Here is a 26,277-nt window from a genome sequence, read left to right as displayed (position 1 = left end):
TCTGTAAAATCGGCTCCTTCAGGGATAATTTTTATTAATTCCGAAATCTGCAGAATCAATACTGTCGGATATGGTTTTACAATCGGAATTTGTACTTTTGAAAACCATTAAAAAACACACAATGAAAATCGTTATTTCTCCTGCTAAGTCATTGGATTTTGAAAAAGAATTGCCTACGTCTCAATTTACGGAATCCTGCTTTTTGAAAGAAGCCAATTCGGTTCACAAGGTGCTGAAGAAGAAGAAACCAAAACAGTTGATGGAATTAATGGATATTTCGGATAAGTTAGCCGATCTGAACTGGCAGCGCAATCAGGAATGGGCAACCCCTTTTACACCGGAAAATGCGCGCCCTGCGGTTTATGCGTTTAACGGGGATGTTTATCATGGTTTGGATGTTTATAGCTTGCCAATCGAAAAATTAGACGTTTTGCAGGACAAACTCCGAATTCTTTCCGGATTGTACGGCCTTTTGAAACCATTGGATTTAATGCAGCCGTATCGCCTGGAAATGGGTACGTCGCTGCCGATAGGTAAAAACAAAAACCTGTATGAATTCTGGAAGACGAAAATCACCAAAGAACTGAATAAGGAGCTTAATAAAGGTGATTTGTTCCTGAATCTTGCCAGTAATGAATATTTCTCGGCTGTTGATGTAAAAGCGCTGAAAGTTCCTGTGATCACCCCCGAATTTAAAGACTACAAAGACGGGAAACTTAAAATGATAAGTTTCTTCGCAAAAAAAGCCAGAGGGATGATGGTGCGTTACATTATTGATACAAATGCAGAAACCCTTCAGGATCTGAAAGGTTTCAATTATGAGGGCTATAAATTTGACGAAAACCTAAGTAAAGGAAATACACTGGTTTTTACGCGCTAATTACCCCAAATGCAGATATTCTTCATAATCGCGGAATGTTTCGCGTGTCATTTTGCGCTGGTCTCGTGAAATTTCACGCAATGCTTCAACGCCTTTACGGGCACAACGCTTTACTCTTGCTAATCGTGAGGAGAATTCCATCAGTTTATTCGCATCAGATGGATGTAGTTTGTCTCGAAGTTCGTTTACAAACTCAGAAAATTCACTCATCACATAACTGTTTTCTTCATATTCCGATTGTAAGTCTATTAAAAACTCATCAATTTCCTTCTCGATGTCGTGACAATTATGTTCACTTTTCATTAAAAATTCCTTCAGAATTCTTCTGTCTCCGTTTGTAAAGATGCCCATGGTGAAGATGTTTTTTTGGTTAATATTATGTAACTATTTGTATGTCAGTCAAATGTATTTTAAATTTAGGTTAAATAATAGTCATTTTTTTTGGAAATCGATTAAATGGAAAAAAAGACGACCAACAGATTTTAATGAAAGAAATTAACTCCAATTCCTTGAATCAACTATTTCTAATGATGCTGTAAAAGAAAATTTAGTCTGAAAGACGAGCCAATTCATTTCTGTCTTATGAAGTAATTCAGATTGTTTTTTACAGACTTGTTTTTTTGAGATGATGATTTCGCTGTTCCGTAAAAGACGGTTAAGATTTTTTTAGGTTTTGAAATCGGTTTACAATTGAAACATTGTATTTCTTTTTTGACCGTTTTGGTGTTTAGACCGACCAGAATTTAAGATGGTGATAAAAACATTTTCCTCATGGATTTGGTTATCTTGGTTCGGTTGGAATTCCTACAATTTTTGTGTCTTGTTTTAGCTTTTTTAAAGATTGTTTTTTTACCACGAATTGACATAAATCGATTGGTGGGAATTTGTGCATTTGGTGACAGCTGTTCAGATTTTGTTTTATCAATTTCAGTCGGTGGAAGTAACTCTGTGGACCTTTATTTCGTGTGATTCAGATTTGTGATTTTGTGCAGACTGATGTTTAAAAAAAGAGGCAATCCGAATTAAAAATTTTTTCAGATTGCTCTTTTTTTTGAAATTTTTATTCACCTGCCGAAAAAGAATAGGGAGGGATTTCGGAAAAATAAATTCAGAAAAGTGGGTTTTTTAGAAAAGAAATTCCTTAGTTTTATTCCGCAGATGAATGATGGTATAATTCGTCTGAATTTTCAAAATATCCTTACTTAATCCCTTGTTTTTTAGTAATAGAAAAAATCTATACCATATATTTAATTTTTTAATTACCAGGTTATTACGTGTTTTGTATTAAACTAATTGTTTTACATAATTCTCAACTTCTTCTATTTTGTTGTTTTTTAGAAAATTCACAAAAGAACTGCCGATAATCGCTCCTTTCTGATGCTTTGTTGCTTCCGAAAAAGTTTCCTTATTTGAGATTCCGAAACCGACAATCTGAGGGTTTTTAAGGTTCATTTTGGCTATGTTTTCGAAATAATTTTGTTGGGTTGTTCCGAACGAATTCTGACTCCCCGTTGTACTCGAACTGCTCACCATGTAGATAAAACTATAGGACAAATCGTCAATTTTTCGTATACGTTCTTCCGAAGTTTGGGGTGTGATCAGGAAGATATTTTTGAGATTATGGCGGTCAAAAACCGACTTGAATTCCTGTTCGAAAACGGACAAAGGTAGGTCCGGAATGATTAATCCGTCGATGCCGCTTTCGATACATTTCTTACAAAATTTCTCCACGCCAAATTGTAAAATAGGATTAAAATAACCCATAATTAAGAGCGGAATTTTGACTGTTTTTCGGATGTTTTTGAGCTGTTCAAAAAGCAGTTTTGTGGTCATTCCGTTGGCCAAAGCTTGCGTGGAACTTTCCTGAATTGTGGGTCCGTCTGCTAACGGATCACTGAAAGGTAAGCCGATTTCTATCATGTCCACACCGCTTTTTTCGAGCTCTTGAATGACGGAAACCGTGTCGTTTAGGTTGGGAAAACCTGCCGTGAAATAGATGGAAAGCAGCTTTTTTTCCTCCTGTAATTTGCTGTTTATTCTGTTCATTTTATGTTTTTTTCGTTTGAATTGTGTTTAAAAAAAGGGTCGTTTTTACTGGTTTTTGTCTGCGTTAGGGATAGGAGTGACATCCTTTTTTGTGGCTTTTTCAGACACAAAAAAGATATAGCGGATAGCCCGACCCTTGTGGGAACGCCCAATTAAAGTCCGAAATAATCAATATAAGTGTTCAGATCTTTGTCGCCTCGACCGGATAAATTAATAACAACGACGTCGTTTTTATCGAATTTTTTCTGATCTAAAACGGCTAAAGCGTGCGAACTTTCAATGGCCGGAATAATACCTTCCGTCTTGCACAGATTCAGACCGGCTTGCATTGCTTCGTCGTCTGTAACGGCCATAAATTCAGCTCTTTTGGATTCGAAAAGATGGGCGTGAAGCGGTCCGATACCCGGGTAATCCAAACCTGCGGAAATGGAATAAGGTTCTGTAATTTGTCCGTCTTCCGACTGCATTAAAAGGGTCTTACTGCCGTGGATTATCCCGATTTTCCCCAAAACGGAAGTCGCGGCACTTTCTCCGGAATCAATGCCTTTTCCGGCTGCTTCCACGGCAATCAGTTTTACTTTTTCATTTAAAAAATGATAAAAAGCGCCCGCTGCATTGCTTCCTCCGCCTACGCAGGCAATCACGTAATCGGGGTTTTCACGGGCTTCCTTTTCCATTAACTGCTGCTTTATTTCGGCTGAAATCACACTCTGAAACCTTGCCACCATGTCCGGATAAGGGTGAGGTCCGACTACTGAACCAATAATATAGTAAGTATCAATCGGGTTGTTTATCCAATCTCTAATCGCTTCATTGGTAGCGTCTTTAAGGGTTTTGGAACCGGAAGTCGCTGAGCGTACTTCGGCACCGAGCATTTTCATTCTTGCTACATTGGGAGCTTGTCTTTTGATATCGATTTCGCCCATATACACGATGCATTCCAATCCCATCAAAGCGCAAACGGTTGCTGTGGCCACACCATGCTGACCCGCACCGGTTTCGGCAATGATGCGGGTTTTACCCAATCGTTTGGCCATCAAAATTTGTCCGATCGTATTGTTGATTTTGTGTGCGCCGGTGTGACACAAATCTTCTCTTTTTAAGTAGATTTTAGTGTTGTATTTAGCTGATAGATGCTCTGCAAAATACAATGGTGTTGGTCGTCCTACATAGTCTTTCAATAGTTGTTGGAATTCCGCCTGAAATCCCGGTTCATTGGTATAATTGAGATAGTTTTGACGTAATTCTTCCACGTTCGGGTAGAGCATTTCAGGGATGAAAGCGCCGCCAAAGTTGCCGTAGAAGCCGTTTTCTGTTATGTTGTATTTCATGGTTTTATTTTTTTTTAAGACGGGTCTGAGACTCATCTGTACTATTGCTGCTATTGTTGTTTTGAGTAGTTTTATGTTTTTTAATCCGGGTGCTGTTTCGAATTTGCTGTTTACGTCTATAGCATAAATGGGCAAATTCAGTTGTTTTATCATTTTAATTTCTTCTAAACCAATGCCTCCGCTGAGAAAAAATGGCTTTTGTGAAGGATAGTTTTTCAGGATTTCCCAATTGAAAGCCGTTCCGTTTCCGCCCGGATTTTGGCCTTTCGTGTCAAAAAGAAAGTAGTCACAGACGGTTTCGTAAGGCCGAATTACTTCAAAATCAAAATTTTCGTCTACCAAAAAAACTTTGATGATTTCTACATTGTGATGTTTCAGTAAAGCACAAAATTCGGGTGTTTCATTGCCATGTAATTGAACCAATTCTAAATCGTATTTCCTGATTTTATTCCGAATTTCATACAAGGAGGCACCGACAAAAACTCCGACTTTCTGTACTGATTTTGGTATCTCGGGTAATTCTCCGTTAAAAAAGCGTGGTGATTTTTCGTAAAAGATAAAACCCAGATAATCAGGAAGTAATTTTGCTGTTTCTTGTATATTTTCCGGATATTTCATGCCGCATATTTTAAGTTTCATAGCTTACGGCTTAAAGCATTAATAAATTCTTTAGCAGATTTTCCCGGATTTTCGGTTTTCATAAAGCTTTCTCCGATTAAAAACCCTTGATAGCCAAATGATTGTAAATCTTTTATAGCATCGACCGAACTAATACCGCTTTCGGAGACTTTTACAAATTCATCGGGGATATACTGTGCTAATTCCTTGCTGAAATCCAAACTTACCTCAAAGGTTTTAAGGTTACGGTTGTTAACGCCAATCATGTCTAGACTCGGCATAATTGCTTTTTCTAACTCTTCTTGGTTGTGAACTTCCAGCAAGACTTCCAACCCAAGTGAATGGGCGAATTCAGAAAGTTGTTGAATTTCTTTACGGGTTAAAACATCCGTAATCAGCAGAATAACATCGGCACCGTGGGCTTTGGCTTCGAGAATCTGGTATTCGTCGATAATGAATTCTTTTCGCAATAGCGGCACATTTACAGACGCTTTTGCTAACAATAAATCGTCTAATGATCCGCCAAAATACTTTCCGTCGGTTAGAACCGAGATTCCGGAAACGCCTGCATTTTGATAGCATATAGCAATTTCTTCCACAGAAAAATCATTGCTGATTACTGATTTTGAAGGGGAGCGACGCTTGTGTTCGGCGATGATTCCCGTGATGCTGTTTCTTAAATTTTTACTCAGGGAATAGGTTCTCATTCCGAAAAGTACCGAGTTTTCAAGTTGTGTTATTGGAATCAGCTGCTTTTTGAGTTCGACTTCTCGTTTTTTATCTGAAATTATTTTATCTAAGATGGTCATTTTTTTATTGTTTTTTCACGCAGATTTCGCGGATTTTCGCAGAATTCTTTATTTAGTATGATAGTTTATCTGCAAAGTCAGCTTAATCTGAGTGCATTATTATTTTATGTTGATTATTGACTTAATTGTTGTAGTTTTTTTAATTTTTCAAGTGCTTTTTCGCTTAATAAGCTTTCTTTGGCAAGTTGAAATCCGTCAGTTATGGAACAATTTCTCACCGTTGCAATTGCCATTCCTGCATTGGCGCAAACGACGTTGTTTTGGGCATCAGTTCCTTTTCCAGATAAGATGTTTAGGAAGATTTCGGCTGATTTTTTGACAGTAATTCCGCCCTGAATTTCGGTTTCATTGAGTTTCGATACGTTGAAATCTTCCGGTTTTATAATCTGTTCGAAGTTTTTGGAAATCAGTTTGGTATTTCCCGTCAGCGAAATTTCATCATAACCGTCCAGGCCGTGTAAAATGGTGAAAATCGTTTCGGTATTCTGATACAGATAAGCATACATTCGTGCCAATTCCAAACTGAAAACACCCACCAGCTGATGTTTCGGAAAACTCGGATTTACCATCGGTCCCAACATATTAAAGAAGGTTTTTACCGCCAGTTCTTTTCGGATTGGTGCTACGTTTTTCATTGCCGGATGGAAGAGCGGTGCGTGTAAAATACAGATTCCCGCTTCTTCCACACATTTTTTAAGAAAGTCATTGTTGTTACTGAATTTGACGCCCAGAGTTTCCATCACATTACTCGATCCGGAAATGGAGGAAACACCATAATTTCCGTGCTTGGCAACGTGTATTCCCGCTCCGGCCGTGACAAATGAAGCCAATGTCGATATGTTAAACGTGTCTTTTCCGTCGCCGCCGGTTCCGCATAAATCGATGGTTTCGTAGTCTTTCAGGTTAATGGGAATACAAAGTTCCAGCAAAGCTTCACGAAAGCCAGCCAATTCTTCAATGGTAATATTTCGCATCATAAATACGGTCAGAAAACTGGCAATCTGACTGGGATTGTACTGTCCGTGGGAAATGTTTTTCAACACCGATTTGGCTTCTTCTTTGGTAAGTGTTTCGTGTTGGATTAATCGGTTTAATATTGTTTTCATGATTTTTGATTTTATGTTTTTAGTTAAAAGGGAAAAGGGAAAAGGGAAAAGGGAAAAGGGAAAAGTTTTGACAATAGGAGTCTGGCACAAGGGGTAAGCCTCATGAATACTATTCAGATTTTATGTTTTGTTAGATTATTTTATATAAATACTCTTTTTGTTCGGGAGATTCTTTTCTCTTTTAACTTCTCCCTTTTCCCTTAATAATTCACCCAATTTTTAAGAATTTTTTTTCCGTCGGGAGTAAGAACGCTTTCCGGATGATATTGCACACCGCGTACATCGTAGGTTTTATGTCGGAGTGACATGATTTCGCCATTTTCATCTACGGAAGTAATTTCTAAAAGCTCAGGAAAATCATCGGAATTCACTACCCAGGAATGGTAGCGTCCAACTTCAATTTCATCGGCTAAATCTTTAAAGAGAACTTCATCGGGAACGGTGATTCTGACTTTAGTTGCCACACCGTGATAAACTTTTTCAAGATTGGTCAGGCTTCCGCCAAAAACTTCTCCAATTGCTTGTTGGCCAAGACAAACGCCGAGAATACTTTTAGTGGGAGCATAGGTTTTGATGACTTCTTTCAGTAATCCGGCCTCGTCAGGAATTCCCGGTCCGGGCGAAAGCAGGATCTTATCGAAGTTTTTAAGTTCATCAATATAGAATTCGTCGTTGCGGAAAACGGTTACTTCGCAATTCAAATCTTCCAGATAATGCACTAAATTATAAGTGAAACTATCGTAATTGTCGATGACTACTATCTTTTTCATGGTGTTGATTTTAAATTGTTTCGGCTAAATCTAGTGCTTTGTTTAACGCTCCTAATTTATTATAGACTTCCTGTAATTCGTTTTCTTCACTGGAATTGACTGTTATTCCGGCTCCTGCCTGATAATGCAATTGATGATTTTTGCTTAAAAAAGTACGAATCATAATCGCGTGGTTAAAATTACCATCAAAATCCATAAATCCAATGGCGCCTCCATAGAAATTTCGATTCGTGTTTTCGATGCTTTCAATCAGCTGCATTGCTTTATGTTTGGGGGCTCCCGATAAAGTTCCTGCCGGAAAAGTATCAGTAACTACTTGCATTGTCTCTGCTTTTTCATTTAATTCTCCGCTTACTTTCGAGACCAAATGAATTACATGCGAAAAAAACTGTATTTCACGGTATTTTTCAACTGCAACCTTGTTACCATTTCGGCTTAAATCGTTTCTTGCTAAATCTACGAGCATCACATGTTCACTGTTTTCTTTCGGATCTTCTGCCAATTTTTTGGCTAAAACAGCATCTTGTTCGTCGTTTCCGGTTCGCTTAAATGTTCCCGCAATCGGGTGAATTTCGGCTTTTCTGTTTTTGATAACCAGTTGCGCTTCCGGTGAGGAACCCATAATTTTAAAATTTCCGTAATCGAAAAAGAACAAATAAGGTGAAGGATTTATACTTCGTAAAGCACGATAAACATTGAATTCGTCGCCTTTGAAGCCTTGTGTAAATCTTCTGGATAAAACCAATTGGAACACATCACCACGATGACAGTGTTTTTTAGCTAAAGTTACATTGGTTTTGAAATCGTCATCAGATAAATTGGAAACTGAATCCCCTTCTTTCGTAAACGAATAGGAAGCAAAGTTTTTCGATTGGATTAATTGTTCAATTTCAGGAATATTATTTTGATTGTCAATGCTGTGACAAAATATGTACGCTTCGTTTTTGAAATGATTAATGGCAATAATGTTCTGATAAACAGCATAAAAAACATCGGGAATCTGTAAATCGGAAGATTTCTTTTCGACGCTGACTTTTTCAAAATAACGAACAGCATCATAAGCAATGTAACCGAATAATCCGCTAGTGATGAATTTAAAATCTTTGTTTTCCGATTCAAATTGTCCAGAAAAGTCCTGAATACTTTCGATAACATCCTTTGGATTTTCAACAGCTTTTTCAGTTGAAGTTCCATCAGGAAATGTAGTGATAATTGCCTCATTTTCAACCTTTATAGTTGTCATCGGATTGCAGCAGATATAAGAGAAACTATTGTCATTTCCACGATAATCACTGCTTTCCAATAAAAGACTGTTCGGAAATTTGTCGCGAATTTTCAGATAAACGCTTACCGGAGTGATGGTGTCGGCAAGAATTTGTTTGTGATGGGTATGTAATTTATATTTTTTCATCTCACTATGTTTTTATCTTTTTTAATGGGTTCGATGTTGTTCGACCTTTGGGCTCGGTCCATGATGTATTACTTCGGTTTGGACAATAAAAAAAGGCTTGTCGTGATTGACAAGCCTTTATATCTATTTTGGTTTTAAAAATACAGATAGGAGGATTCGCTCACGATTTTCGACGTAAGTTTTTCCACCACCAAGTATTGTTTAAAATGTTGTTCATTTCTTTGAATTGAGTTACAAATATAACAATGTTTTTTTATCAGCCAAATGTTTTTTTAATTTTTAGCATTTTTTTTAATTTTAAATTGATGCAAAATTTGGCGTTAAACCTTGAATTTGTTGAATATTCCGCATCATAAAATCGATTATTTGAATTTTTGTTGAATAAAAAATAATTCAAAATTTTATTTTTTGTTTGGAAGCTAATTAAAAAATGTTATAAGTTTGCAGAGTTCAAAAGAACCAACAAAAATGAAAAAGCAAGTTTTAAATATGATGATGTGTATGTGCTGCTCAGAAAATGAGGAGGGCTTTGCTGTTCGTTAATATTTAAAATCATAAATATTCGGCAAAAACTCCTCAAGCAATTGGGGAGTTTTTTTTTGCACAATATTTTAAAAATAGAAAATAGAATGAACACACTTACGACCATAACGACAATTTTAGCATCTACAGCTTGTGTGATGATGATGTGTTGTATGCGAAACTTCGCAAGAGGCCGTCTGTTGTATTATTTGCTGTAAAGAATAATATTTAAAAACGTAAGCCTCTTGATCTCAAGGGGCTTTTTTTATTTCCAATTATCAAATAACTCACCAATGAATATCGAAATTATAAACAAATTAACTCGAAATCAGGATGTCGCTGAAAACCTGAAATTTTTATCTGAAAGCACATCGGGAAGGATAGTCTTTTCTACCAGTTTCGGAATTGAAGACCAGTTGATTACCGACGCAATTTTCACTCAAAATTTAGGCAATATTGAAGTTTTTACGCTGGATACGGGACGATTATTTCAGGAAACCTATGCAACCTGGTACAAAACACAATTGTATTACAATCAGAAAATAAAAACATTTTATCCTGACAATGAAAGCCTTGAAACCTTTATCAATGAAAGAGGAATCAATCCTTTTTACGAGAGTCAGGAATTGCGAAAAAAGTGCTGTCATATCCGAAAAGTAGAACCTTTACAAAGAGCTTTGATAGGTGCAAGTGTTTGGATAACAGGTGTAAGAGCGGAACATTCACCCAACCGAAATTCACTCGAAATAGTGCAATGGGATGAACAAAACAAACTTTACAAATACAATCCTTTACTGCACTGGACAACTGAAGAAGTGAAAACGTATGTCACACGAAAAGGGATTCCATACAATGTTTTGCACGACAAAGGATTCATAAGTATCGGATGTGCACCTTGTACGAGAGCCATAAATGAAGGAGAAGATTTCAGGGCAGGACGATGGTGGTGGGAAGATGCTTCAAAAAAAGAGTGCGGATTGCATAGTTAGTATCACTGTTCTGAAAATAGAAAATAGAAAATAAAGAAAAAGATATGAGTAATTCAACAAATTATTTAAACCAATTGGAAGACGAAGCGATTTACATTCTTCGTGAAACCGCAGCACAATTCGAAAAACCAGCCTTGTTGTTTTCCGGTGGAAAAGATTCTATCGTATTGGTACACTTGGCTTTGAAAGCCTTCCGTCCGGGGAAATTTCCGTTTCCGTTAGTACATATTGACACCGGTCACAATTTTCCGGAGGCCCTTGCTTTCAGAGATTATCTGGTAAACAAAATCGGAGAAAAACTGATTGTAGGTTCGGTGGAAGACAGCATTAGAAAGTACAATCTCAAAGAAACCCAAGGCCGTTTTCCGTCGCGAAATGCGTTGCAAACCTATGCTTTATTGGATGTGATTCAGGAAAATGAATTCGACGCCTGCATAGGCGGAGCGCGCCGTGACGAGGAAAAAGCCAGAGCCAAGGAGCGCATATTTTCGGTTCGGGATGATTTCGGCCAGTGGGATCCAAAACTGCAACGCCCTGAATTATGGGATATCCTTAACGGAAAGGTGGAAAAAGGCCACAATGTTCGTGTATTTCCGATTAGTAATTGGACCGAATTGGATGTGTGGAATTACATCCAAAAGTACAATATCGAATTACCGAGTTTGTACTTTTCCCACGATAGGGAATGTATAGCGCATCAGGACAAACTGGTTGCGACTTCAGAGTTTATTCAGCCTTTACCAACCGATACGGTCGTGGCTGAAAAAGTACGCTACCGAACCGTAGGCGATATGACCTGTACTGCTGCTGTTCCTTCCAATGCAGCTACAATTCAGGATATTATCGATGACATCATCCAAACCCGAATCAGTGAAAGAGGACAAACCCGACTGGACGACCAGCTTTCGGAAGCCGCAATGGAGGACAGAAAGAAGCAAGGGTATTTTTAAAGAGTGAGTAGAACCAGGAACTAAGAGACAAGAACCGTATTAACGGATTTTAAAAACTAGAAGAAATGAACACATTAAAATTTATAACAGCAGGAAATGTAGACGACGGAAAAAGCACACTGATTGGCCGTTTATTATACGATTCCGACAGTATCCACACCGATCAATTGGGTGTTTTGCAAAAGCAAACCAAGCAGGAAGGTGTCGAAATCGATTTATCATTGATCACCGACGGATTGCGTGCCGAACGCGAACAGGGAATAACAATAGATGTAGCCTACAAATATTTCTCGACGAAAAAGAGAAAATTCATTATTGCCGATGCGCCGGGACACGAACAATACACCCGAAACATGATTACCGGAGCTTCGAATTCGGACTTGATTATTATTTTGGTTGATGCCAGAAAAGGGATTACAACCCAAACAAAAAGACATGCGAGTGTAGGTTCGCTGATGGGAATCAAAAAAGCCATTATCGCCGTGAACAAAATTGATTTGGTGAATTATTCCGAGAAAATTTTCAACACGATTCAACACGATTTTGAAACTATCAAAGGAAGTTTAAACTATGATGAAGTAGTTTATATTCCGGTAAGTGCGCTGGTTGGGGATAACATTGTGGACAAGTCGGATAAAACGCCATGGTTTGAAGGAGAGACATTGTTAAATACGTTGGAACACATTGAAATTTCAACCAAAGAAAATCTAGCTTCCCGTTTTCAGGTGCAGTGTGTTATTCGTCCGAAAGATGAAGAAAACCACGATTACCGAGGTTATGCCGGACAAGTTTTAAGCGGAAATTATCAAATTGGCGACAAGGTAAAAATCCTTCCAAGCGGAATTGAAACAACAATCGTAAAGATTGAAAAACATCAGCAAACGATCGAAAAAGCGGTAGCCGGAGAAAATGTAGTCTTGCATTTAGAGGATAATATCGACATCAGCCGCGGGGACAGTATTGTCAAAATTGATAACCTTCCGAGAGCTTCCAATGAACTGAAAACTTGGGTTTGTTGGTTGGATAACACGCCTTTGCAAATCGGAAAAACGTATTTGTTGCAGCATCGTTTCAGAACGGTGAGAGTAAAAATTCAGTCAATCGACCGGAAATGGGACATCAACGAATGGCAATTCAATGCTGCCAATGAAGTAAAACTCAACGATATCGGACAAATTTCATTGCGAACGAACCAGCCTTTGTTTTTTGATTCTTTTACGGAAAACTCAAAAAGCGGGAATGCCATTTTAATCGATGAGACGAATTTCAGTACCGTTGGAGCCCTAATGTTTTTATGAAATGAAACATTCCATTTACATAAAAAACAATCGGAGTGAAAAAAAACTGCCAGATAAAGTAAAAACCGAAGCATGGACAGAAGCCATTTTTCACTGGCTCTTTTCAATAGGAGAAGACTATACCGATTATGACCTCTTCCTGAAAAAAGAAGCACAGCTTTGGTCGGAACTGACCGAATTACTGGATAACGTCCTTACCGATAATGAAAGCAGATTCGAAATGGCAAACCTTTTTTTCGGCAAACTTGAAACGATTCACACACAATTGGAAGCCGATCTGGAAGCGGTTTTCAATTTCGATCCCGCGGCAAAATCGGTCAGCGAAGTATTGATTGCCTATCCCGGTTTTTTTGCGATAACCGTTTACCGATTAGCACATGAACTCTGGAAAAACAAGGTTCCGATACTTCCGAGGATAATGACCGAATTCGTTCACAGCAAAACCGGAATCGACATTCATCCGGGGGCGAAAATAGGCGAGCGATTTTTCATCGATCATGGCACCGGAATCGTAATTGGTGAAACTTCGGTAATTGGGAACGATGTGAAAATCTATCAGGGGGTTACCCTCGGAGCATTAACGGTGAGTAAGGACAAAGCGGCAGTAAAACGTCATCCAACCATCGGAAATAATGTAACGCTTTACGCAAACGCTACCATTTTGGGCGGAAATACAATAATCGGCGATAATGCCGTGATTGGAGGAAATGTGTGGATTACGCAATCTATTCCTGCAAAATCACTGGTGTATCATAAAAGTGAAATCATAATTAAGAGTAAAGCGGAATTTCCGGAGCCTTTGAATTTTGTGATATAGAGAGGTAAGAGGCAAGAGACAAGGGGGAAAAGGGAAAAGGGAAAAGGGAAAAGGGAGAAGCAAGAGACAAGAGACAAGAAAATAGAGAATAGAAAAAGCTTAGTGCCTTAGCGTCTTTGTGGCAAAAAAGGACTCAGTGGCAAATAAAAAACTTAAAAGTATGAAAGCAACAAACATTTTAGAAACCATCGGAAATACACCGGTAGTAAAAATCAATAAACTCTTCGGAGCGAATAAAAACATCTGGATTAAACTCGAAAGAACCAATCCGGGTAACAGTATCAAAGACCGAATTGCACTGGCGATGATTGAAGATGCCGAACGTAAAGGTTTGCTAAAACCGGACAGTGTAATCATCGAACCCACATCCGGAAACACCGGAATCGGTTTGGCTTTGGTAGCCGCTGTTAAAGGGTACAAAGTAATTCTGGTAATGCCGGAATCGATGAGTGTCGAACGCAGAAAGCTAATGGAAATTTACGGCGCCCAATTCGAATTGACACCGCGCGAAAAAGGAATGAAAGGCGCCATCGAAAAAGCAAACGAATTGGTTAGCCAAATTCCGAACGCCTGGTCACCGCAACAGTTTGATAATCCTGCCAATGTGGAAGTTCACGAAAGAACCACAGCTCAGGAAATCATTGCCGATTTTCCGGAAGGATTGGATTACTTAATCACCGGAGTTGGGACAGGCGGACACATTACCGGTGTGGCAAAAGTGTTAAAAGCGAAATTCCCAAAACTAAAGGTAATCGCCGTAGAACCCGAATTATCGCCGGTATTGAGCGGTGGTTCACCCGCACCACACCCGTTGCAAGGCATCGGAGCAGGTTTTGTACCGTCGATTTTCAATAACGAATTGATTGATGAAATCGTTCAGGTGGGAAGAGACGAGGCTTTCGAAAATACCCGAAACATTGCCAAACTGGAAGGTATTTTAGTCGGCATTTCAACTGGCGCTTCTCTATCGGCGGTAGCCAAAAAACTGGAAACCATTCCGGACGGCGCGAACGTTTTAACCTTCAATTACGATACCGGCGAACGCTACCTTTCCATAGAAGGACTCTTCTAAAAAACAACTAACAAAATATGTGGTTTTTCCTTGCTTTTTCAAGCGAGTAGGGAAATCTCATGCCTAAATTAAAGAAAAGATGAACATATTAAAAACAGGAAAAGTGATTTTAGCAGGCGCAGGTCCGGGAGATCCGGAATTAATCAGCCTGAAAGCACTCAAATACCTCCAAAAAGCAGATGTGGTTTTAACTGACCGCTTAGTTTCACCGGAACTGATTGAAGAATACGCGAATAAAAACGCGTTAGTGATTTACGTAGGCAAGCAATGTTCCATAGGAATACACACGCCACAACAGGATATAAACGAATTGATGGTGGAATTTGCGTTGCAGGGAAAACTCGTACTTCGATTAAAAGGCGGAGATTCGATGCTGTTTTCCAATATTTTGGACGAGTTGCAGGTATTGAAAGCCAATGCCATTGCTTATGAAATCATTCCGGGTATTTCGGCGGCTTTTGGTGCGGCTTCGTATACAGGAATTCCGCTAACGGCAAGGGACTATTCCCGAGGCGTCCGGTTTTTAACATTGTATGATCTGAAAACCGTAGCGCCAAGTCAGTGGAAAGATTGGGCAAATACTAGTGACACGTTGGTCTTTTACATGAGCGGACAGCGTTTGGATGCCTTGACGGAATCCCTTCTGGAAAACGGGATCAGCACGTCAAAAGGAATTGCAGTCGTGCAACAGGCGACTACGCCCAACCAAAAAACAACCGTATTTTCTTTTGAAGACCTGCAAACGAAATCACTGCCTGAATTTGAATATGTTCCGACGCTGATTATTGTGGGCTCGGTTGTGAATTTACATGAGCAATTCGCTTGGATAAAAGAGAAAAACACGGTGGAATCCTATTTCGATAACCATAAAAACACTTATCAAGATGCTATCTGAAACGAAATTAACATTATTACAGCAACTCGTACAGCAGGCTTCCAAGGAGGAAATCATCTGGACAAAAGGTTATCTGGCCGGTTTTCTTGACAGCAATCAACTTACGGTTCCAACTGTTGAAACACCAAATGCGGTAACAGTAAAACCATTGATTGTCTACGGTACCGAAACCGGAAATGCGAAGAAAATTGCGTCACAATTGCTAACGAACTTTAAGAAGAACAAAATCCAGGCAAAATCCACCGATATTTTTCAGTTGGACGTTTCGAAACTAGAGAAAGAAAACCTGGTGCTTTTCATCGTAAGTACGCAGGGCGAAGGAGAATTTCCGCAAAATGCCGTTGCTTTTTACGAAAAACTGAAAGCTTCGGAATCGAATTTAAGTACTCTGAATTTTGCAGTCTTGGGATTGGGAGACACTTCCTATCCGCTTTTCTGTAATGCCGGCTTATTGTTGGATGAAGTTTTGGAGCAGAAAGGCGCCAAACGTTTACTGTCCTTGGTGAAAGCCGATGTGGATTATGCAGAAACGGTGACGAATTGGGAAAATGAGTTACAACAGGTTTTTTCAAAAAGTACTTTGTCAGCTTCGGTTCCGACACAAAAAAGCACGGCAGCTTCGGTAAGTCACAAGAAGCATTACAAAGGAATCGTTTCGCATAAAATTGTGCTGAATGACAGAGGTTCAAACAAGGAAACCCATCATATAGAGATTATTTCCGATGAAGAAGTGATTTACGAACCGGGCGATGCGATTGGTTTTTATCCGAAAAATAGTGATGAAGAAACCAAGGCCATTGCCGATTATTTTGAAGCGCCAGAGCAATACGGACTTCTTTCGGATAAGAATATCAGAGGATTGTCTAAAAAATCATTGGAGGCTTTTGCAGCATTATTTGAAATTACGATTGAAGAAGATAAAGCGGATTTAATCGATATTCTGAAAAAATACAATCCGAAAAAAGTAAAAATAGAAGAAGTGATTGCTTTGCTTCACCCCATTGCACCGCGTTTGTACTCGATTTCTTCGGCAGTGAATGCTCATGATGGTGAAGTGCATGTGACGGTCAGCCTGAATACGTTTTCGGTTAACGGAATTTCTAAAACAGGCTTGTGTTCGCAGTTTTTAGCCGATTTTCCAAAGGATGCTGAAATCGAATTTTATATCCACAAAAACAACAATTTTAAATTGCCGTCAGACGATACCGATATCATCATGATTGGTCCGGGAACAGGGATTGCTCCGTTTCGAAGCTTCCTTGCCCATCGCGATGCAGAAGGAGCCGAAGGTAAAAACTGGTTGTTCTTTGGTGAACAGCATTTCGTATTGGATTTCTATTATCAGACGGAAATCCAGGAATGGTTGGCAACAGGCGCTTTGACCAAATTGGACACGGCGTTTTCAAGAGATCAGGAAAAGAAAATCTACGTTCAGGACCGTATTCGCGAAAAAGCAAAAGCCTTTAACGAATGGCTGGAAAACGGTGCGTCGATTTACATCTGCGGACAAAAAAATCCCATGAGTACTGACGTCGAAAATACCATAATCGAGGTAATTGCTTCCGAAAGAAACATCAGTACCGCCGAAGCCAAACAGGTTTTGGAAGATTTGGAAACCGCCGGAAAATACCAGAAAGATGTTTATTGATAGTGATACTTGACTATTAATAGTTCACACCTGACAGGTTTTTAAAACCTGTCAGGTGTGAAAAAGCCGTGTATTAAGTGGTTCGGAACGTATTAAAACACGTTGGCTGTAGATACCTGACAGGTTTTAAAACCTGTCAGGTATCTACAGCCAAAACTAACAACTAACGACTAACAATTAACGACTAACAATTAACGACTAACAATTAACGACTAACAATTAACGACTAACAACTAACAACTAATCACTAAAAACTAATTACTAAAATAAAATGAGCGATAAATTATCACCAATAGAAGCCATAAAAACCAAAAGTGACGGTTTAAGAGGCACCTTAAAAGAGAGTATTGATTTGGATAACCATACCGGAAACGTGCGTCCGGATGATGAAACCCTAGTAAAGTTTCACGGAATGTATGTACAGGACGACCGTGACCGAAGAGCCGAACGTGCAGCTAAAAAACTGGACAAATTGTATTCATTCATGATTCGGCTGAGGATTCCCGGCGGAGTTATCAATGCCGAGCAATGGTTGGCGACACATGATATTTCGGAAGAATTCGGAACCGGAACACTGAAAATCACAACACGCCAAACGGTACAATTGCATGGGTTGTTAAAGCACCAATTGCGTCCTACAATTCAGGCGTTTAACACGGCTAAACTGGATTCGATTGCGGCCTGTGGCGACGTGAACCGGAACGTAATCGTGAGTTCCCATCCGCAGCTATCGAATTTGCATCAGGAGATTTATGAATATGCCGATAAGATTTCCACCTTATTATTGCCGAAAACCCAATCGTATTATGAGGTTTTCATCGATGGAGAGAAAATTTACGAGCGTTCATCCGAAGCCGATCCGTTGTATGAAGACCGTTATCTGCCGCGGAAATTTAAGATTGCCATTGCGATTCCGCCTTCCAACGACGTGGATGTTTTTACCAATGACATCGGACTGATTGCCATTATCGAAGACAACAAATTAAAGGGATTCAATATTGCTGTTGGCGGCGGATTGGCAACCACACACGGGAATCCGAACACTTATGCGCGTTTGGGTTCCATCATCGGATTTACCGATACCGAAGAAAAAACACTGAAAGCTGTATATGAAATCCTGACAGTGCAAAGGGACTTTGGAAACCGTGTCGACAGAAAGCTTTCGCGTATGAAATATACTGTTGATAAATTAACGGTGGAAGGTTTCAAAAAAGAGCTGGAAAGCCGTATCGGGTTTGATTTATTGCCCGAACAACCGTTCACGTTTACCGAAAGAAGTGACCGTTTTGGCTGGGAACAAAATCACGAAGGAAAGTGGTTTTATACCTTATTTGTAGAACATGGTGTGGTGAAACCCTACCAAAAGCAGTTTTTATATGAAGTGGCGCAACTGAAAATTTCCAACTTCATTTTCTCGGGGAATCAGAACCTGATTTTAGGGGAGATTGCAGATGATGACAAGGCTAAAATAGAGGAGTTGTTGGTCAGACATGAAATTGATAAACACGACAGCGCACTTCGTAAAAACTCGATGGCCTGTGTGGCTTTGCCAACCTGTCCGCTTGCTTTGGCGGAAGCCCAACGCTATTTGCCGGAACTGGTTACTAAAATCGAACCGATCCTTGAGAAGTATAATCTTCAAAATGATGAAATATCAATTCGTATGACGGGCTGTCCCAACGGTTGTGGTCGTCCTTATGTAGCCGAATTGGGCTTTATCGGAACCGGACCGGGACAGTACAATTTCATGTTGGGCGGCGACCGATTTGGCGAAAGGCTGAATAAATTATACAAAGAGAAACAGACAGAAGCAGAAATTTTAACCGAAGTCGACCAACTTTTGGGACGCTATACAAAAGAGAAGAATGAAAACGAAACCTTTGGCGATTTTACGTTCAGGAAAATCATTTCACAAAATTAATAACAGAAGGGCAGCGGTACTTATCGTATTGCTATTCTGTCAATGGAATATTTGGGCGCAGAAAAAAGTAACGTATCAAGAACAGATTTGGTATGGTTATTACAATTCGTTGGCTATCAACGAGAAGTGGAGTCTGAAAAGTGAAATTCAGGAACGTCATTTTATTAATCCGACGGAGCAGCATCAGTTACTTTTCAGAGCCGATCTGGAATATAAACTGGAGGATAACTGGAATATTCTATTTGGAGGAGCCTTTTTTCTGCAAAGCCCGAATGATCCATATTCCGAAAGTGATCTGGTGGTTCCCGAATTGCGACCCAACATCGGTTTCAACAACAAACAGAAGTATTCTTTCATGACGGTTTGCCATCGGTATAAGGCCGAAGCGCGCTTTTTTCATGATGTGGAAAACAATGAACTGGTGGGAGGGTATCGCTTTTCAAATTTCCGGTTGCGGTACCAGCTGGGATTTGATATTCCGGTGTTGAAAAAGGATAATCAGGAGAAAATTATTGTAAAAGTTAAAGATGAGGTGATGTTTAATGTCGGAAACAAAATCGTAAAAAACACCTTCGATCAAAACCGTATTTATTTGGCGCTGAATTATGTGGTAAGCCCTGTAATTGCTGTCGAAGCAGGTTATATGAATTGGTTTCAGCAGCAGAAATCGGGAGTTGATTATTACAATCGCGACATTATCCGATTTTCAATATACCATAATCTGACCTTAAAAAAGAAAAACCATGAGTAGTACCTTATTTCCCGTGTTCCTGAAAACCGAAACGGCCCGATTTTTAATCGTTGGAGGCGGGAATGTGGGTTTGGAAAAAACGGAAACCCTATTAAAACAGAATCCGGATATCAGCATAAAATTAGTGGCAAGTGAGATTTCATCTGCTTTGAAAGCAGTTTTGGTGAAACATCCGCATATTGATTTTCACGAACGTCCGTTTGAAGAAACCGATTTAAATGAAACCGATTTTGTGATAACAGCCACCAACGATAAAACCGTAAGTTTAGAAATAAAGCGGAAAGCCAATGAACGAAAAATATTAGTCAACGCCGCGGATCAGCCTGATTTGTGTGATTTTTATTTAGGTTCGATTGTGAAGAAAGGTAACCTGAAAATCGCTATTTCCACCAACGGAAAATCGCCGGTTTTAGCTCGACGCCTGCGCGAACATTTAGAGGAAGCTATTCCGGATGATATTAATGAAAGCATTGAAAACCTGAACCAATTTAGAGAAAAGCACAAAGGCGATTTTCAGTCGAAATTAGCGTCATTAAACGAAGTTACTTCCTTTTTGGTTACGGATGAATCACCAAAGAAACAAGGGAAGAAATACAAAAAACTGACCTTTGAAATTGCGGTGGTTTTCCTGGCGTTATTTTTTGGTTATGGATTATCGACGGTGATTTCGGTTCAGGATTTAAATACTTTTGCGAGTGATATTCCGCCTGCTTTTTTTGCGATGATTGCCGTTGGATTCTTTGCGCAATTGGTGGATGGTGCGGTAGGGTTAGGCTATGGCGTTACCTGTGCGACGAGCATGATGTTATTCGGAATCAAATTGCCGGCCATCAGCGGAAGTATCCATACGGCTGAAATGTTTTCAAGTGGTATAAGCGGATTTTCGCATTATAAATTCGGAAACGTCAACAAGAAACTATTGTTATGGTTGGCGATTCCTGGAGTAATAGGCGCGGTGAGTGGCGCTTTGTTGCTGATTTACCTCGGCAATAAATATGAAACCATCACGTATGCGATATTGGCTTCTTATACGATGTTAATCGGAATTCGACTGATTATCATTGCCTTTCGAAAGAAAATTGAAAAGCAGAAGATTAAGAATACCGGAATTTTAGGATTTTCCGGCGGACTTTTCGATGCCTTTGGAGGAGGAGGCTGGGGGCCGATTGTGACATCGACACTTTTAGCCAAAGGAAGAAAGTCGAGTTATGTTGTGGGAACGGTGAGTCTGGCTGAGTTTTTTGTTACCCTTGCCGCTTCGTTAACGTTTTTTGCTTCGATAGGGGTAAGCCATTGGTACATTGTGGTGGGATTGATTCTTGGCGGTTCATTGGCAGCGCCTTTAGCAGCACGGTTGGCGGGAAAACTTCCGCAAAAAACAGCGATACTTGCGGTGGCGTTTCTGGTGATTGTTTTCAGTATCCGGATGTTGTTTAAGATAGTTTAGAAGACAAACAGTAATATAAACAAAAGAGGCTACCCATGATGGACAGCCTCTTTGTATTTTGTTTTTTGCTTTCTGAATTAGATTGCTAAAGTAACATTCAATTCGAATTCGTCATAGATTGCTTTGTCTCCGATACCTTCAAAGAACGATTTTGAACCGTATTTGATGTCGTATTTCGTTCTGTCAATCATTAATTTAGTTGTAGCGGCATTTTTAGCAACAACCATGTCAAAAGTAATAGGATTTGTGATTCCTTTGATTGTTAAATCTGCAGTTACAGTGTAAGTGTCTTTTCCTTTTGCAGCAATCGTTTTGAACACTAATTTTGAAGTTGCGAATTTTTCTGAACCGAAGAAATCATCAGCTTTTAAATGCCCTTCTAATTTTTCTTTTCCTTTTCCTGCTTCCATATCAGTTACATTGATGGAAGTCATATCCACGGTGAAGTTTCCACCTGCTAATTTTTTTCCTTTGAATACTAAAGCACCGTCTTTAAGAGCGATAGTTCCTTCATGGGATCCGGTAACTTTTTTACCAACCCACGCAATGTTACTTTTTGATACGTCTACTTTTTTTGTTGTTTGCGCTGTAGCTGTTAATGTTCCCAAAGCTACTACTAATGCTAAAGCAATTGATTTTAATTGTTTCATGATTTTAATTGTTTTAATTGATTTAAGTGTTTATAAATTGATAAATAATTCCTGTTTTGATTTGCGTACTTTTACATTGTGTTGTGTTGCGTCTTCTTCGTGACGGTAGCCAACAGTCGCTATTAGTGATGCATTTAAACCTAGTGCGTTAAGTCCGAGGATTTCGTTCACTTTATCCGCTTCGAAGCCTTCCATCGGCGTGGCATCTATCTGAAGTTCAGCCGCGGCATTAAGTAAATTTCCCAGCGCTAAATAGGTTTGTTTTGAAGTCCAGTTGTTTTTAACATCTTCCGGTAAAGAAGTGATTTTGGATTTCATGAAATCGCCGTAACCGGAAATGTTTTCAGCAGGGATTCCTCTTGTTTCCGCTATGTTGGCGATGTATTTGTTGATTTCTTTATCACCTAAATTAATAATGTTAGCAAAAACAAACAGGTGGGAAGCCTCTGTAATTTGGGTTTGACCCCAGGCAACCGGTTGTAATTGTGCTCTTAATTCCGGGTTTTCAACGATGATAACCTTATAAGGCTGTAAACCGTAAGAAGATGAACTTAATCGGATTGCTTCTTTCAAAATTTCCAGATCGTGATCGGAGATTTTTTTGGTAGCATCGAATTTTTTTGTGGCATAGCGCCAGTTCTGATGTTTTATGAAATTGCTCATACTTAAATTGTTCTGAATTTCTCCAGTAAATTGTTTAATTGTTCTAATTCGTCCTGCGTTAGGTTTTGAGAGAAAAGCTGTTCGTGATTCTCGACTTTCGGATCCAGTTCGGTTAATAACTCCATTCCTTTTGTAGTGATGGTTACTTCCATTTTTCTTCGGTTATCTGGACATACCTCTCGGGTTACCAAACCTTTTAATAAAAGTTTATCAACCAAACGGGTAGTGTTACTTGTCTTGGCTAACATTCGTTCCTGGATGTCACACATATTGGTGGCTTTTCCGTTTTGTCCTCTCAAAATACGCAGTACATTATATTGTTCTCCGGACAAATCGTAAGGTTTTAGTACTTCAGAGAATTTATCGGAAACAATATTCTGCGTATAAAAAATATTAAGCACCGTCTTCTTAGCCGTTGATAATACTTTTGTCGATTTTATGATTTCTTCTATTTTCATGCCTTAATTAATTTGTCGGTACAAATGTAGTAATGTTTTTAATTGTATATACAAATGTTATATTAATTTTTTGTTAATGTTGATTTAATTGATTTAAATAGGTAATTTTGTGGTTTCCATATAATTAGGATGCATTTTTTGATAAAAAATATGTGAAATTAAAAATAATGTTAAATTTTTATTAATATTGCGTACCAAAAAAACTGACTTAACTAAAACTGACTTAACTAATGAAAATTAATTACTTTTTTACAATCTGTCTGACAGCGTTGTTCTCAGGTGTTTCTTTTGCCCAGGAAGAAAACAAATACGATGAGGAAACGACGTATCAAAAGACACTTACTCTCGGAGCACCTTCTTCAAGAGAATATGCAATTGCCCAATTTGGTAAATTGTATAAACTGGACAAAGGGAATTCCTATCAGACTATCAGAACCACTTCTGATGTTACAGGAATGTCCCATGAAAGAATCCAACAATACTATAAAGGTATTAAAGTTGAATTTGGTACGTTGATTACACATTCCCGTGACGGAAAAGTAGTTTCTGTTAATGGTGAATTGTATAATGCCTCGGGTTTAGCTCTCGTTCCTGTTATTTCTTCTGAAACGGGATTCCAAAAAGCGATTGCTGCTACCGGAGCAAGAAAGTACTTGTGGGAAGATGCGGCACAGGCTGATTTAATGGAATATTCCAAGCCGATTGGAGAGCTGGTACTTTTTCCGATTGTAAAAACTGGAGTAGTGCGATTAGCTTATAAATTCGATGTATATGCTACCGAACCGATTTCCCGTGAAGAGGTTTTTGTAGATGCGGTTTCAGGTGCAATCCTTTTCAGAAATCCTATCATTAAGCACGCACATGGATTGATTTCACAGCGTCAGATTGAAACGTATTCGAAAAATCTTGAAGAAATAACTGTAGGCCGTAAGTCGGCGTTGGTAGCCGGAAGTGCTGATACCCGTTACTATTTGAACAGGTCAATTGAAACCACATTCGACGCAACACTAAATAAGTATGTTTTGAATGATTTGACCAGAGGTAATGGAATCGTAACGTATAATTGTGAAAGAACCGGTTCCATGCCGTCCACTCATTTTCAGGATGATGATAATAACTGGACAGCAGCGGAATATGACAATGCCAATAAAGATAATGCAGCTTTAGATGCACATTGGGGAGCCATTAAAACCTTTGATTTCTGGAAAAACATTTTTAACAGAAACAGTTTTGATGATAACAACGGACAGATAAGAAGTTATGTTCATTACAGTCCTTCCGGGGCAGGTTGGGATAACGCACAATGGACAGGATCTGTTATGAGGTATGGTGATGGAAGTTCTTTTAATGCATTAACTTCCGTCGATGTTATCGGACATGAAATCGGGCATGCCATCTGTCAGTATACTGCGAATTTAGCATACCAAAACCAATCTGGCGCCATGAATGAAGGTTTTTCGGATATTTGGGGAGTATGTATTGAACAATATGCGTTAAACGGAAACTTAAATGCTCCTCAGGATACTGCATCGCCGGGGACACAAGCGGTATGGAAAATCGGAGAAAAATTAGCTACAAATCCATTACGTTCAATAAGTTACCCACTTACAAGAGGAAATCCGGATACTTATAAAGGAACATATTATTCTACTACCGGTGATGATGGTAACTGTTCACCGGGCCCAAACAATGACAATTGCGGTGTACACAATAACAGCGGTGTTTTCAATCACTGGTTTTATATATTGACAGCCGGAAAAGCCGGGACAAATAATGCGCCTGTAATTCAGCGTGATACTTACAATGTAACCGGTATCGGTATGGCAAAATCTTCCCAGATTGCTTATTATGCGGAAAGGGATTATTTAACTCCGAATTCTACTTTTATGGATGCCCGTAATGCAACTCTTTCCGTGGCAAATTCATTATACTGTTCAAGCAGCCCGGAAGTTATCGCCGTAACAAACGCCTGGATGGCAGTAAATGTAGGAGCCGCTTATGTGGGGCAAACAAACGACGTGGTGCTTAAAACCATTACCGGATCTTCAAGTATTGCTTGTGGAACACCTTATTCAGCTTCCATTGTATTTGAAAATGCCGGATCTGCTCCGATTTCTTCAGTTACAGTTTCATACAATATTAATGGTGGGGCAGCTACAACAAGTACATGGACGGGATCTTTGCCAAACTGTTCATCTGTTAATTACCCGATTTCGGTAAGCGGATTAACGCGAGGAACACATTTGTTAAACGTAACTACTACATTTGCAGGAGACGGTAATGCGACTAATAACACAAAATCGGTTTTGTTAACGGTAAATGATAACGGAACTGTTGGCGTTGTTAATACTTTCAATGCAGCTACAGATGCTTTAGTGTCAATCGATGAATACGGAAAAACCAATACAGTTTGGGAAAGAGGAACTTCAGCTAAAACTAAATTGAGCAATGCGGTAGCGGGATCTCAGGTTTATGCTACCAAATTATCGGGGAATTATCCTGATAACACTACTTCTTATCTGATTTCACAATGTTATAACTTAGCAAATATGGCTAATCCGTCCGTTAGTTTTGATTTGGGATTTGATCTTGAGGCTAACTGGGATATCTTATATTTTGAATATTCTATCGACGGTGGATCAAACTGGAGTGTTTTAGGAACTTCTGCCGATCCAAACTGGTATAACAGCAGCAGAATGCCCGATGGTAACGATTGTTTCAATTGTATAGGTAAACAATGGACAGGTGATTACGCAACAGCTCCTTCGGGGAGTAATGGTATGAATGGTAATAAAAGAAACTACTCACATACGTTAGCTCAGTTTGGAAACGGAGGTGCCACTCCTGCGTCTAATATCATTTTCCGATTCAAGTTTGTGTCGGATGAAGCAGCAAATCAGGAAGGGGCGATTATTGATAATTTTGTGATTCAGGGAACGCTTTCAACCAACGAAATTAATTTTGAAACATTCAACGTATGGCCGAATCCGTCAAACGGAAATGTAAATATTCAATTGAATACTACAGACAAAGTGAATGTTACTTTATTCGATATCCGTGGAAGAAATGTTTATAATAAAGTATTCAATAGCTCCGGTGCGATGTTTAATCAGGAAATCAATTTCAATTCGTTGGAAAAAGGTATTTATCTGTTAAATGTGGAATCTGAAGGCAGAAAAGCAACGAAAAAGTTAATCATTAACTAATTCAGTGATAAGTTTAAAA

The 26,277-nt window shown here is 39.1% G+C and carries 22 protein-coding genes and 1 pseudogene; 12 read left to right on the top strand and 11 right to left on the bottom strand.

Translation table 11 applies throughout. From position 1 onward, the window contains the following. Positions 1-121 precede the first annotated feature (121 nt). Complete coding sequence (gene yaaA / locus FLJC2902T_RS08145) at positions 122-880, top strand: peroxide stress protein YaaA (protein ID WP_023579327.1); 759 nt, start codon at positions 122-124, stop codon at positions 878-880. Here the strand turns inward: yaaA and FLJC2902T_RS08140 are convergent, their stop codons facing one another. The 8 genes and pseudogenes from FLJC2902T_RS08140 to FLJC2902T_RS08105 all read right to left on the bottom strand — a co-directional run bounded on the left by FLJC2902T_RS08140 (position 881) and on the right by FLJC2902T_RS08105 (position 8,971). Beyond that, positions 881-1,231, bottom strand: a complete 351-nt coding sequence (locus tag FLJC2902T_RS08140) for a hypothetical protein (RefSeq protein WP_023579326.1) — start codon at positions 1,229-1,231, stop codon at positions 881-883. A gap of 933 nt (positions 1,232-2,164) precedes the next feature. Next, the gene (trpA, locus tag FLJC2902T_RS08130; RefSeq protein ID WP_023579323.1) at positions 2,165-2,926 is read right to left on the bottom strand and encodes a tryptophan synthase subunit alpha; all 762 of its coding nucleotides are present in this window, start codon (positions 2,924-2,926) and stop codon (positions 2,165-2,167) included. Positions 2,927-3,078: 152 nt separating this feature from the next. Then, positions 3,079-4,257 (bottom strand): tryptophan synthase subunit beta, encoded by a 1,179-nt coding sequence (trpB, locus tag FLJC2902T_RS16595; protein WP_035678060.1) that lies wholly within the window; start codon positions 4,255-4,257, stop codon positions 3,079-3,081. 63 nt (positions 4,258-4,320) lie between these two features. Then, positions 4,321-4,875, bottom strand: a pseudogene (locus FLJC2902T_RS16590) (phosphoribosylanthranilate isomerase); the annotation flags it as partial. 17 nt (positions 4,876-4,892) lie between these two features. After that, positions 4,893-5,684: an indole-3-glycerol phosphate synthase TrpC gene (gene trpC, locus FLJC2902T_RS08120; RefSeq protein ID WP_023579321.1), complete on the bottom strand. Its 792-nt coding sequence runs from the start codon at positions 5,682-5,684 to the stop codon at positions 4,893-4,895. Between the two features lie 113 nt (positions 5,685-5,797). After that, a complete protein-coding gene (trpD, locus tag FLJC2902T_RS08115; protein ID WP_023579320.1) occupies positions 5,798-6,790 on the bottom strand; it encodes an anthranilate phosphoribosyltransferase in 993 nt (330 codons plus the stop codon). Between the two features lie 200 nt (positions 6,791-6,990). Then, the gene (locus tag FLJC2902T_RS08110) at positions 6,991-7,560 is read right to left on the bottom strand and encodes an anthranilate synthase component II (RefSeq protein WP_023579319.1); all 570 of its coding nucleotides are present in this window, start codon (positions 7,558-7,560) and stop codon (positions 6,991-6,993) included. Positions 7,561-7,570: 10 nt separating this feature from the next. After that, positions 7,571-8,971, bottom strand: a complete 1,401-nt coding sequence (locus tag FLJC2902T_RS08105) for an anthranilate synthase component I family protein (RefSeq protein ID WP_023579318.1) — start codon at positions 8,969-8,971, stop codon at positions 7,571-7,573. 815 nt (positions 8,972-9,786) lie between these two features. Here FLJC2902T_RS08105 and FLJC2902T_RS08100 point away from each other — a divergent pair. From FLJC2902T_RS08100 to FLJC2902T_RS08055, 10 genes are all read left to right on the top strand, one after another. After that, positions 9,787-10,482 (top strand): phosphoadenylyl-sulfate reductase, encoded by a 696-nt coding sequence (locus FLJC2902T_RS08100; RefSeq protein ID WP_023579315.1) that lies wholly within the window; start codon positions 9,787-9,789, stop codon positions 10,480-10,482. Positions 10,483-10,526: 44 nt separating this feature from the next. Then, the gene (gene cysD, locus FLJC2902T_RS08095) at positions 10,527-11,432 is read left to right on the top strand and encodes a sulfate adenylyltransferase subunit CysD (RefSeq protein WP_023579314.1); all 906 of its coding nucleotides are present in this window, start codon (positions 10,527-10,529) and stop codon (positions 11,430-11,432) included. A 65-nt stretch (positions 11,433-11,497) separates the two neighbouring features. After that, the gene (locus FLJC2902T_RS08090; protein ID WP_023579313.1) at positions 11,498-12,730 is read left to right on the top strand and encodes a sulfate adenylyltransferase subunit 1; all 1,233 of its coding nucleotides are present in this window, start codon (positions 11,498-11,500) and stop codon (positions 12,728-12,730) included. A 1-nt stretch (position 12,731) separates the two neighbouring features. After that, positions 12,732-13,547, top strand: a complete 816-nt coding sequence (gene epsC / locus FLJC2902T_RS08085; RefSeq protein ID WP_023579312.1) for a serine O-acetyltransferase EpsC — start codon at positions 12,732-12,734, stop codon at positions 13,545-13,547. A 160-nt stretch (positions 13,548-13,707) separates the two neighbouring features. Further along, positions 13,708-14,619 carry a cysteine synthase A gene (cysK, locus tag FLJC2902T_RS08080; RefSeq protein ID WP_035678056.1) on the top strand — a complete coding sequence of 304 codons (912 nt, stop codon included), beginning with the start codon at positions 13,708-13,710 and terminating at the stop codon, positions 14,617-14,619. A gap of 79 nt (positions 14,620-14,698) precedes the next feature. Beyond that, complete coding sequence (cobA, locus tag FLJC2902T_RS08075; RefSeq protein ID WP_023579310.1) at positions 14,699-15,514, top strand: uroporphyrinogen-III C-methyltransferase; 816 nt, start codon at positions 14,699-14,701, stop codon at positions 15,512-15,514. Further along, positions 15,504-17,162 (top strand): diflavin oxidoreductase, encoded by a 1,659-nt coding sequence (locus FLJC2902T_RS08070; protein WP_035677845.1) that lies wholly within the window; start codon positions 15,504-15,506, stop codon positions 17,160-17,162. The genes cobA and FLJC2902T_RS08070 overlap by 11 nt, the downstream gene beginning before the upstream one ends. Before the next feature lie 271 nt (positions 17,163-17,433). Further along, positions 17,434-19,083, top strand: coding sequence for an NADPH-dependent assimilatory sulfite reductase hemoprotein subunit (locus FLJC2902T_RS08065; protein WP_023579308.1), 1,650 nt, complete (start codon positions 17,434-17,436; stop codon positions 19,081-19,083). Then, positions 19,028-19,834, top strand: coding sequence for a DUF2490 domain-containing protein (locus FLJC2902T_RS08060; protein ID WP_035677843.1), 807 nt, complete (start codon positions 19,028-19,030; stop codon positions 19,832-19,834). The genes FLJC2902T_RS08065 and FLJC2902T_RS08060 overlap by 56 nt, the downstream gene beginning before the upstream one ends. Continuing rightward, on the top strand, positions 19,827-21,281 hold the full coding sequence (locus FLJC2902T_RS08055; protein ID WP_023579307.1) for a TSUP family transporter: 1,455 nt from the start codon (positions 19,827-19,829) through the stop codon (positions 21,279-21,281). The genes FLJC2902T_RS08060 and FLJC2902T_RS08055 overlap by 8 nt, the downstream gene beginning before the upstream one ends. Before the next feature lie 77 nt (positions 21,282-21,358). On the opposite strand, the gene FLJC2902T_RS08050 is transcribed toward FLJC2902T_RS08055, so the two are convergent. The 3 genes from FLJC2902T_RS08050 to FLJC2902T_RS08040 are packed head-to-tail and all read right to left on the bottom strand — an operon-like array spanning position 21,359 to position 23,052. Further along, on the bottom strand, positions 21,359-21,931 hold the full coding sequence (locus FLJC2902T_RS08050; RefSeq protein ID WP_023579306.1) for a YceI family protein: 573 nt from the start codon (positions 21,929-21,931) through the stop codon (positions 21,359-21,361). 30 nt (positions 21,932-21,961) lie between these two features. Then, positions 21,962-22,594 carry an NAD(P)H-dependent oxidoreductase gene (locus FLJC2902T_RS08045; RefSeq protein ID WP_023579305.1) on the bottom strand — a complete coding sequence of 211 codons (633 nt, stop codon included), beginning with the start codon at positions 22,592-22,594 and terminating at the stop codon, positions 21,962-21,964. A 2-nt stretch (positions 22,595-22,596) separates the two neighbouring features. Further along, complete coding sequence (locus tag FLJC2902T_RS08040) at positions 22,597-23,052, bottom strand: MarR family winged helix-turn-helix transcriptional regulator (RefSeq protein ID WP_023579304.1); 456 nt, start codon at positions 23,050-23,052, stop codon at positions 22,597-22,599. Positions 23,053-23,282: 230 nt separating this feature from the next. On the opposite strand from FLJC2902T_RS08040, the gene FLJC2902T_RS15795 reads away from it, so the two are divergent. Next, a complete protein-coding gene (locus tag FLJC2902T_RS15795; RefSeq protein WP_023579303.1) occupies positions 23,283-26,258 on the top strand; it encodes a M4 family metallopeptidase in 2,976 nt (991 codons plus the stop codon). Positions 26,259-26,277 lie beyond the last annotated feature (19 nt).

It is taken from the genome of Flavobacterium limnosediminis JC2902 (assembly GCF_000498535.1).
Lineage (GTDB): Bacteria > Bacteroidota > Bacteroidia > Flavobacteriales > Flavobacteriaceae > Flavobacterium > Flavobacterium limnosediminis.
This window is presented reverse-complemented; position numbering and strand designations above follow the sequence as displayed.